11 protein-coding genes are annotated in these 10,060 nt (G+C 41.8%); 10 read left to right on the top strand and 1 reads right to left on the bottom strand.

Translation table 11 applies throughout. The features are described 5' to 3' along the window. Nucleotides 1–217 precede the first annotated feature (217 nt). The 8 genes from rpmH to nocA all read left to right on the top strand — a co-directional run bounded on the left by rpmH (nucleotide 218) and on the right by nocA (nucleotide 7,710). Nucleotides 218–352: a ribosomal protein L34 gene (gene rpmH / locus BSU_41060; RefSeq protein NP_391986.1), complete on the top strand. Its 135-nt coding sequence runs from the start codon at nucleotides 218–220 to the stop codon at nucleotides 350–352. Nucleotides 353–503: 151 nt separating this feature from the next. Next, a complete protein-coding gene (rnpA, locus tag BSU_41050; protein ID NP_391985.1) occupies nucleotides 504–854 on the top strand; it encodes a protein component of ribonuclease P (RNase P) (substrate specificity) in 351 nt (116 codons plus the stop codon). A gap of 144 nt (nucleotides 855–998) precedes the next feature. Next, nucleotides 999–1,784: a Sec-independent factor for membrane protein insertion (YidC/SpoIIIJ family) gene (gene oxaAA, locus BSU_41040; RefSeq protein NP_391984.1), complete on the top strand. Its 786-nt coding sequence runs from the start codon at nucleotides 999–1,001 to the stop codon at nucleotides 1,782–1,784. Beyond that, nucleotides 1,781–2,407, top strand: coding sequence for a SpoIIIJ-associated RNA/ssDNA-binding protein (gene jag / locus BSU_41030; protein NP_391983.1), 627 nt, complete (start codon nucleotides 1,781–1,783; stop codon nucleotides 2,405–2,407). The genes oxaAA and jag overlap by 4 nt, the downstream gene beginning before the upstream one ends. Before the next feature lie 310 nt (nucleotides 2,408–2,717). After that, nucleotides 2,718–4,097 (top strand): tRNA modification GTPase and tRNA-U34 5-formylation enzyme, encoded by a 1,380-nt coding sequence (gene mnmE / locus BSU_41020; protein NP_391982.1) that lies wholly within the window; start codon nucleotides 2,718–2,720, stop codon nucleotides 4,095–4,097. Between the two features lie 20 nt (nucleotides 4,098–4,117). Beyond that, nucleotides 4,118–6,004 (top strand): tRNA uridine 5-carboxymethylaminomethyl modification enzyme, encoded by a 1,887-nt coding sequence (gene trmF, locus BSU_41010; RefSeq protein NP_391981.1) that lies wholly within the window; start codon nucleotides 4,118–4,120, stop codon nucleotides 6,002–6,004. Between the two features lie 13 nt (nucleotides 6,005–6,017). Further along, nucleotides 6,018–6,737 (top strand): 7-methylguanosine methyltransferase (16S rRNA, nucleotide G527), encoded by a 720-nt coding sequence (gene rsmG / locus BSU_41000; protein ID NP_391980.1) that lies wholly within the window; start codon nucleotides 6,018–6,020, stop codon nucleotides 6,735–6,737. A 121-nt stretch (nucleotides 6,738–6,858) separates the two neighbouring features. Then, nucleotides 6,859–7,710, top strand: a complete 852-nt coding sequence (gene nocA / locus BSU_40990) for a DNA-binding protein Spo0J-like (protein ID NP_391979.1) — start codon at nucleotides 6,859–6,861, stop codon at nucleotides 7,708–7,710. 50 nt (nucleotides 7,711–7,760) lie between these two features. On the opposite strand, the gene yyaB is transcribed toward nocA, so the two are convergent. Further along, a complete protein-coding gene (gene yyaB / locus BSU_40980) occupies nucleotides 7,761–8,201 on the bottom strand; it encodes a putative antibiotic immunity protein (protein NP_391978.2) in 441 nt (146 codons plus the stop codon). Nucleotides 8,202–8,448: 247 nt separating this feature from the next. On the opposite strand from yyaB, the gene parA reads away from it, so the two are divergent. Both parA and parB read left to right on the top strand, forming a co-directional pair. Next, on the top strand, nucleotides 8,449–9,210 hold the full coding sequence (gene parA, locus BSU_40970; protein ID NP_391977.1) for a chromosome partitioning protein; transcriptional regulator: 762 nt from the start codon (nucleotides 8,449–8,451) through the stop codon (nucleotides 9,208–9,210). Next, complete coding sequence (parB, locus tag BSU_40960; protein NP_391976.1) at nucleotides 9,203–10,051, top strand: site-specific DNA-binding protein; 849 nt, start codon at nucleotides 9,203–9,205, stop codon at nucleotides 10,049–10,051. The genes parA and parB overlap by 8 nt, the downstream gene beginning before the upstream one ends. The last annotated feature ends 9 nt before the right edge of the window (nucleotides 10,052–10,060 follow it).

The following is a 10,060-nucleotide window of genomic DNA, read 5'->3' as shown; positions in this document are numbered from 1 at the left end:
ATCCACATGCGTGATTTTAGGGGCAAATTGTTTGAATTTGTCTTTTTTCCGTAAAATTAAGGAATCTAAAAAATAAGGTTTCGAAAGTTGAAAAGGTATGGTATCCTATTATGGTTGCAAGAAATAAAAGCACTAGTGAAGTTGACAATGAATAGGTAACGCAAATATAATAAGTAAGACTGTCTTTAACAGCTATTCCTCGAGGGAGGTGTCATAAATGAAAAGAACATTCCAACCGAATAACCGTAAACGCAGCAAAGTTCATGGCTTCAGAAGCCGTATGAGTTCAAAAAACGGTCGTCTAGTTTTAGCACGCCGTCGCCGCAAAGGCAGAAAAGTATTATCAGCTTAGGCCACTGAATAATGTCAGTGGTCTTTTTTCACGTTATGGGAAAAGATAGATGTGATGCGTAATGAACCGGGGCATGCTTCCTGGTTCAGATGCATCTCATGTTCATAATAAATTTTAAAAGTTTCTGCCAGCCAGTATCGGAGTGAGTCATTTGAAGAAGCGAAATCGTTTAAAGAAAAATGAAGATTTTCAAAAAGTGTTTAAACATGGGACATCAGTTGCAAACCGCCAGTTTGTCTTATATACGCTTGATCAGCCTGAAAATGATGAACTGCGTGTCGGGCTTTCCGTCAGCAAAAAAATTGGCAATGCTGTGATGCGAAATCGGATCAAACGTTTGATTCGGCAGGCCTTTCTTGAAGAGAAAGAGAGACTGAAGGAAAAGGATTACATCATTATTGCCAGAAAACCGGCGAGCCAGCTGACATATGAGGAAACGAAAAAAAGTCTGCAGCATCTATTCAGAAAGTCTTCATTATATAAGAAATCTTCGTCAAAGTAGGCATCACCACTGCTTTCTTACAACTTTTAAAAGCGCTTCCTTTCTGGTTGATCAGAAAAAGACACCATTTAAAACTGAAAGATGCTAAAATACATACAAGTATGCTTTGCAATAAAAGAGTGTAAAGATTAATTATAGGAGGAAATGTTGTTGAAAAGGAGAATAGGGTTGCTATTAAGTATGGTTGGCGTATTCATGCTTTTGGCTGGATGCTCGAGTGTGAAAGAGCCGATCACTGCAGATAGTCCGCATTTCTGGGACAAGTACGTAGTATATCCATTGTCTGAGCTCATTACGTATGTAGCGAAATTGACGGGAGATAACTACGGGCTTTCAATTATTCTAGTTACCATTTTAATTCGTTTATTAATTTTACCGCTGATGATTAAGCAGCTGAGAAGTTCGAAAGCGATGCAGGCTTTACAGCCGGAAATGCAAAAGCTTAAAGAAAAATACAGCTCAAAGGATCAAAAAACGCAGCAAAAGCTTCAACAGGAAACAATGGCTTTATTCCAAAAGCATGGTGTCAATCCATTGGCGGGATGTTTCCCGATTTTGATCCAGATGCCGATTTTAATTGGATTCTATCATGCGATCATGAGAACCCAGGCGATTTCAGAGCATAGCTTCTTATGGTTTGACTTAGGAGAAAAAGATCCTTACTATATTCTTCCTATCGTTGCCGGTGTCGCTACATTTGTTCAGCAAAAACTGATGATGGCTGGCAATGCGCAGCAAAATCCGCAAATGGCGATGATGCTTTGGATTATGCCAATTATGATTATCGTATTTGCGATCAACTTCCCGGCGGCTCTTTCTCTTTATTGGGTAGTTGGTAACTTGTTTATGATTGCGCAAACTTTCCTCATTAAAGGACCTGATATTAAAAAAAATCCTGAGCCGCAAAAAGCCGGAGGAAAGAAAAAGTGAGGAATGTGACTGCTGCAGGGCGAAATGTCGATGAAGCAGTACAGTCCGGATTGCAAGAGTTGGGATTAACGAAGGATAAGGTAGAAATTACTGTTATTGAAGAGGGAAACAAAGGGTTTCTCGGTATTTTCGGTAAAAAGCCTGCGATCGTAAAGCTGGTTGAAAAGATTGATCCGATTCAGCAAGCGAAGTTATATCTTCAAACGATTGCCGAAGCCATTGCCGGGAAGTCTGATGTGACTGTTCAAGAAAGCAAAAAGACAGTGAGATATCATATAACAGGTGAAAAGGCAGCATTGTTGATTGGGAAAAGAGGACAAACTTTAAACGCCCTTGAAACTTTGACACAGCTTGCCCTTAACCGTTATCCAGGCCAATATAAAAATGTGACGGTGGATGCAGAAAACTATCGTTTGAAAAGAAAAGAAACACTGAGCCAGCTGGCCATCAAGCTTGCTGACCAGGTTTTGAAAACGAAAAAATCCATCCAGCTTGAGCCCATGCCGTCCAGCGAAAGAAAAATTATTCACGATACTCTTTCTGGATATGCAAACCACCAGATCAAAACATATTCAATGGGTGAAGGCGAAAATCGTCATCTCGTTATTTCCCATAAAAGATAGCATAAAACCGAAGTCCGATAAAAATTGGATTTCGGTTTTTTTGTATCCGAAAAATCTACTTTTCCTAGTAATATCAAGGTTTTGCCGTTTAAGTTTTTTCTTTTTAGGTGTATCCTGTTGATAAAAAGGAAGTTCAGGAAATAAAATTAATTGTTATTCACATGTGGATAAGTTAAAGTAATAAGGGACGAATTTCTATTTCTGTGGATAACAAATCTTCCACTTCGAACCAAACTATGTTATCTTTTAGTTTTGGCATAATAAAAATTTTTTTATATAGATGAAGTATAAGTAAAGAGAGGTGAACAACATGGATACAATTGCGGCAATTTCCACACCGATGGGAGAAGGCGCGATTGCGATTGTACGGTTGAGCGGACCAGAAGCCATTCAAATCGCAGATAAAATTTATAAGGGACCGAAGGGGAAAACACTCAGCTCGGTCGAATCACATACGATTCATTATGGTCATATCGTAGACAGACCTTCGGATCGTGTCGTTGAGGAAGTAATGGTATCAGTGTTAAAAGCGCCGAGAACTTTTACACGAGAAGATGTCATCGAGATTAACTGTCACGGGGGAATTGTGACTGTGAACCAAGTGCTTCAGCTTGCATTGAGAGAGGGAGCGAGACTGGCAGAGCCTGGTGAATTTACGAAACGTGCGTTTTTAAACGGCCGAATCGATCTTTCACAGGCGGAAGCGGTTATGGACTTAATCAGAGCGAAAACGGACCGGGCAATGAACGTTGCTATGAATCAAATGGAAGGGCGTCTTTCTGCTTTGGTGCGCCGTTTGCGCAGTGAGATTTTAGAAACACTGGCCCATGTTGAGGTGAATATTGATTATCCGGAGTATGATGATGTAGAGGAAATGACGCATCAGATTTTAGTCGAAAAGGCAACCGCCGTGAAAAAGGAAATTGAGACGCTGCTGAGGACTTCTGAGCAAGGAAAAATCTTGCGTGAAGGTCTTTCTACCGTCATTATCGGCCGGCCAAACGTAGGAAAATCATCTCTTCTGAACAGCCTCGTTCATGAGGCAAAAGCCATTGTAACCGATATTCCCGGAACGACACGGGATGTGATTGAGGAATACGTGAATGTAAGGGGCGTTCCGCTTCGTCTGGTTGATACAGCAGGTATTCGTGAAACAGAGGATATTGTTGAGCGAATCGGTGTTGAACGTTCTCGCCAGGTCCTAAAGGAAGCGGACCTGATTTTACTTGTGCTTAATTATAGTGAAGAGCTTTCTGAAGAAGACGTGAAGCTTTTTGAAGCCGTTGAGGGCATGGATGTTATCGTGATTTTGAATAAGACTGACCTTGAGCCGAAGATTGACACTGAACGTGTCCGTGAGCTTGCCAATGGACGTCCAGTTGTTACGACATCTCTTTTAAAAGAGGAAGGCATCAATGATCTGGAAGAAGCGATTCAATCACTGTTCTACACGGGTGCCATTGAAAGCGGTGATCTGACTTATGTCAGCAACACACGTCACATCACTATTTTACAGCAAGCAAAACGCGCCATTGAAGATGCGCTTAGCGGCATCGAACAGGATGTCCCGATCGACATGGTGCAAATTGACCTTACAAGATGCTGGGAGCTTTTAGGGGAAATCATTGGAGATTCTGTCCACGAAAGCTTAATTGATCAGCTCTTTTCTCAATTCTGTTTAGGAAAATAATTAAAGGAGGAACTAGAATCATGGGGTATGAAGCAGGCCAATACGATGTGATTGTGATTGGCGCCGGGCATGCCGGTGTTGAGGCTGCCCTCGCATCTGCACGCCAAGGCGCCAAAACGCTTGTCTTGACCATCAACCTAGATATGGTTGCATTTATGCCATGTAATCCGTCTGTCGGCGGCCCCGCAAAAGGGATTGTCGTCCGCGAAATTGACGCGCTCGGCGGAGAAATGGGAAGAAACATCGATAAAACACATATTCAAATGAGAATGCTGAATACAGGAAAAGGTCCTGCGGTTCGTGCATTGCGTGCGCAAGCAGACAAATTCCAATATCAGCACGAAATGAAAAATACGCTTGAAAAAGAACCAAACTTAACATTGCTGCAAGGAATTGTGGAGCGGCTGATCGTTGAAGACGGCGAATGCCGAGGCGTTATTACACAAACAGGCGCACATTATCGTGCGAAAGCAGTTGTCATGACGACAGGGACATATTTAAGAGGACGTATCATTCTTGGCGATCTGTCTTACTCAAGCGGCCCGAATAACCAGCAGCCTTCTATTAAGCTTTCTGAGCATTTGGAGGAACTCGGTTTTGACCTTGTTCGTTTTAAAACAGGTACGCCGCCTCGCGTTAAAAGCGACACGATTGATTACAGCAAAACGGAAATTCAGCCTGGTGACGATGTGCCTCGCGCTTTCTCATATGAAACAGTGGAATATATCACAGATCAGCTCCCTTGCTGGCTGACATATACAAGCCCTGAGACACATGAGATTATTGACAGCAACCTGCACCGTTCACCGATGTATTCCGGTATGATCAAAGGTACGGGCCCAAGATACTGCCCATCCATTGAAGACAAAGTTGTCCGTTTTAATGATAAACCGCGTCACCAAATCTTCCTTGAGCCGGAAGGCAGAAATACACAGGAAGTCTATGTCCAAGGTTTATCTACAAGTCTTCCAGAAGACGTACAGCAAAGAATGCTTGCAACGATTCCTGGACTTGAAAACGTGCAAATGATGAGAGCCGGCTATGCGATCGAGTATGATGCAATCGTACCGACACAGCTATGGCCGACACTTGAAACCAAAAAAATCACAAACCTTTATACTGCAGGCCAAATTAACGGAACATCCGGTTATGAAGAAGCTGCGGGACAAGGGATTATGGCGGGAATCAATGCAGGACGAAAAGCGCTTGGAAAAGAAGAAGTAATTCTAAGCCGTTCTGACGCCTATATTGGTGTTCTGATTGATGACCTTGTGACAAAAGGTACCAATGAGCCATATCGTCTTTTGACATCACGTGCGGAATACAGATTGCTGCTTCGCCATGACAATGCTGATTTGCGTCTGACAGAAATCGGACATCGCATTGGATTGATTTCTGATGAGCGCTATGCGGCTTTTGAGAAGAAAAAAGCGGCGATCGAGGCGGAGAAAAAACGTCTTCATTCTGTAATTATCAAGCCGTCTCCGGAAAATCAAGAATATATCCGTTCTCTTGGCGGAAGCGAATTGAAAGATGGAGTTCGCGGCACAGACTTGATGAAACGTCCTGAAATGAACTATGAAACAGTCACAAAACTGGCGCCGCCAGAAGTGCCGGTTCCTCAAGACGTGGCAGAACAAGTAGAAATCCAAGTGAAATATGAAGGATATATTGAAAAATCTCTTCAGCAAGTGGAAAAACTGAAGAAGATGGAAAATAAAAAAATTCCAGACCGAATTGATTATGACGCAATTAAGGGGATTGCGACCGAGGCGCGTCAAAAACTGAAAAATGTACGGCCTTTGTCTGTTGCCCAGGCTTCCCGCATTTCCGGTGTAAACCCGGCGGACATTTCAATTCTATTGGTGTATTTAGAGCAGGGACGCATTGCGAAGATAGCCGAGTAGAAAGGATGACGGCATGAATATTGAAGAATTCACTTCTGGTTTGGCGGAAAAAGGGATCTCCCTTTCTCCCCGTCAGCTGGAGCAATTTGAGCTGTATTACGACATGCTGGTTGAATGGAACGAAAAAATCAATCTGACTTCAATAACAGAGAAAAAAGAAGTGTATTTAAAGCATTTTTATGATTCCATTACAGCTGCTTTTTATGTCGACTTCAATCAGGTGAACACGATTTGTGATGTTGGAGCGGGAGCGGGTTTTCCAAGTCTGCCGATAAAAATATGCTTTCCGCACCTCCATGTCACAATCGTGGATTCACTAAACAAACGGATTACGTTTTTAGAAAAGTTGTCTGAAGCTTTGCAATTGGAGAATACAACATTCTGCCATGACAGAGCTGAAACGTTCGGGCAACGGAAAGACGTGCGTGAAAGCTATGATATTGTGACGGCGCGCGCAGTTGCGAGATTATCTGTTTTGAGTGAGCTTTGCTTGCCTCTGGTGAAGAAAAACGGTTTATTTGTTGCTTTAAAAGCCGCATCAGCTGAAGAAGAACTGAATGCAGGCAAAAAAGCAATCACGACGCTTGGAGGAGAACTTGAGAATATCCATTCTTTTAAGCTGCCTATTGAAGAAAGCGATCGTAATATTATGGTGATACGCAAAATAAAAAATACACCTAAGAAGTATCCAAGAAAACCGGGAACTCCTAATAAATCGCCAATTGAAGGGTAATTTAGACAGCCTGATATGACAATACCATCATATTTTCATCAAAATTGATGGATGTACAGCAGGAAAAACCATGAGAAAATAGAATTATAAAAATGGCAGTTTTTAAAGGTGGTGTAGGTACATGAAGCATTCATTCTCTCGTTTCTTCGGGCTTGGTGAGAAGGAACAGGAGCCGGAGATTGCTGAACATGATACAAACAAAGAAGAGATTCTGGAAATACCGGTAAATGCTATCGTTCCCAACCGTTTTCAGCCACGCACCATTTTCTCAGATGAAAAAATCAAAGAGTTAGCAATGACCATTCATACACACGGCATTATTCAGCCGATTGTTGTTAGGCATACAGAAGAAGAAGGCCAATACGAACTCATTGCAGGTGAAAGACGCTGGAGAGCGGTGCAATCGCTTGAGTGGGAAAAGATTCCGGCAATTATTAAGGATTTTTCCGACACGGAAACCGCTTCTGTGGCGTTAATCGAAAACTTGCAGCGGGAAGAACTGTCTTCTATTGAGGAAGCGCATGCTTATGCTAGGCTGCTTGAGCTGCATGATTTAACACAGGAGGCACTCGCACAGCGCTTAGGAAAAGGGCAGTCTACAATCGCGAATAAGCTTCGGTTATTAAAGCTGCCTCAGCCGGTCCAAGAGGCGATTATGGAGAAGAAAATCACCGAGCGCCATGCCAGAGCACTGATTCCGCTGAAACAGCCTGAGCTCCAAGTCACACTGCTCACAGAGATTATTGAGAAAAGTTTAAATGTAAAGCAGACAGAAGACCGCGTGGTGAAAATGCTGGAGCAAGGCCAGAGAAAGCCAAAGCCGAGACGCAAAGCATTCAGCAGAGATACAAGAATTGCGATGAACACGATTCGCCAGTCACTATCAATGGTGGAAGACAGCGGTGTAAAATTGAATACGGAAGAAGAAGAATTTGAAGAATATATTCAATTAACGATTCGCATACCAAAATAGAAGCTCTCCTGAAAAGCAGGAGAGCTTTTTATATTTTTAACAAAAGGTAATCACTTACTTTTAGTGAATATTATTATATTAGAATTCTTTTCTTTGAGCTTGTGGATAAATTCTTCAGATTTTTGCGGTGAAATTACTGCATGTCCCCATCCCCCCTGATAATATATTGTGATGGCATGGCGAGAGCCGATCAGACGAAAACCGGACCATAGTTTCTTTTTTTGAACGACTTTATCGATGTTTTCATAAGGAATTTGATGTTTGATCAATCCGGCTTTAATGATCAGATGGTGTTCCTTCAATACATATTTTAGGTCAATAAAGCTCCAAATGATGAGTCCATTTAAAAGAGTCAGCAGAATAAAAATGATCCAGCCGGAAACTCTCATATTTCCCAGCACAAAAGGAACAATGGCATCTGCTTGTATCAGTAATATGAGAAACACAATCATCAGCGTAACGGGTACATCTCTCTTCGTTTGATAAACCATTTTCTCACCATCCTGTTTCCACGTTCTGTACTGTGACTTCTTCTTTTTTTCTTTAAGAAATTCCTTTTTTAAGTCAAAAAAACATAGAAATTGCAGAATTTATAAGAGAAAGCATAAAGCGTGCTTGAATTTTCAATTATTTCCCTTCTGATTCGGAACAAAATGATGAAAAAAATGAAACGCTTTAATCTTTTTTTGATAGAATAGAAGCAAGATAGTACATGTTCATGTGAAAGTAGGTGACATCGTGGGAAAAATCATAGCAATTACGAACCAAAAAGGCGGGGTCGGCAAAACAACGACGTCTGTCAACCTTGGGGCATGTTTGGCTTACATAGGGAAAAGGGTTCTGCTGGTAGATATTGATCCGCAGGGAAATGCGACAAGCGGATTAGGGATTGAAAAAGCCGATGTAGAGCAGTGTGTGTACGATATTTTAGTAGATGATGCAGATGTAATAGATATTATTAAAGCAACGACAGTAGAGAACTTGGATGTGATTCCTGCGACGATTCAGCTTGCAGGGGCTGAGATCGAGCTGGTTCCTACAATATCAAGAGAAGTGAGATTGAAGAGAGCGCTTGAAGCAGTAAAGCAAAATTATGATTATATTATCATTGATTGTCCGCCGTCATTGGGCTTGCTGACGATTAATGCCCTTACTGCCTCGGATTCCGTTGTGATTCCTGTACAGTGCGAATATTATGCCTTGGAGGGTCTCAGCCAGTTATTAAATACAGTACGTCTTGTGCAAAAGCATTTGAATACTGATTTAATGATTGAAGGTGTATTGCTGACAATGCTTGATGCCCGGACAAACCTTGGCATTCAAGTGATTGAAGAGGTTAAAAAGTATTTTAGGGATAAAGTATATAAGACAGTTATTCCGCGTAATGTCCGTCTGAGTGAGGCACCGAGTCACGGAAAACCCATCATTTTATACGATCCGCGGTCAAGAGGTGCGGAAGTATATTTAGATTTAGCAAAGGAAGTGGCTGCGAATGGCTAAAGGCCTTGGAAAAGGGATTAATGCGTTATTTAATCAGGTAGATTTGTCTGAAGAGACAGTTGAAGAAATTAAAATTGCCGATTTACGCCCTAATCCTTATCAGCCAAGAAAACACTTTGATGACGAGGCATTAGCTGAACTAAAAGAATCTGTGCTGCAGCATGGCATTCTTCAGCCGCTTATCGTCAGAAAATCTTTAAAAGGCTATGATATTGTTGCGGGTGAACGGCGTTTTCGAGCGGCAAAGCTGGCAGGTTTAGATACAGTTCCGGCCATTGTCCGTGAATTATCAGAGGCGTTAATGAGGGAAATTGCTTTATTAGAAAACCTTCAGCGTGAAGATTTATCTCCGCTTGAAGAGGCTCAGGCATATGACTCCCTTTTGAAACACTTAGATCTCACACAAGAGCAGCTTGCCAAACGTCTTGGGAAAAGCAGACCGCATATTGCGAATCATTTAAGACTGCTGACACTGCCAGAAAATATTCAACAGCTTATTGCCGAAGGCACGCTTTCTATGGGACATGGACGCACGCTTCTTGGCTTAAAAAACAAAAATAAGCTTGAACCGCTGGTACAAAAAGTGATTGCGGAGCAGCTCAATGTTCGCCAACTTGAGCAGCTGATTCAGCAGTTGAATCAGAATGTTCCACGTGAAACAAAGAAAAAAGAACCTGTGAAAGATGCGGTTCTAAAAGAACGGGAATCCTATCTCCAAAATTATTTTGGAACAACAGTTAATATTAAAAGACAGAAGAAAAAAGGCAAAATCGAAATTGAATTTTTCTCTAATGAAGACCTTGACCGGATTTTAGAGCTTTTGTCTGAACGAGAATCATAAATGAAAAAA

The sequence above is a fragment of the Bacillus subtilis subsp. subtilis str. 168 genome (assembly GCF_000009045.1).
In the GTDB taxonomy this organism is placed as follows: Bacteria; Bacillota; Bacilli; order Bacillales; family Bacillaceae; genus Bacillus; species Bacillus subtilis.
Note: the sequence above shows the minus strand (reverse complement) of the source record. Positions and strands in the feature narration are given on the sequence as shown.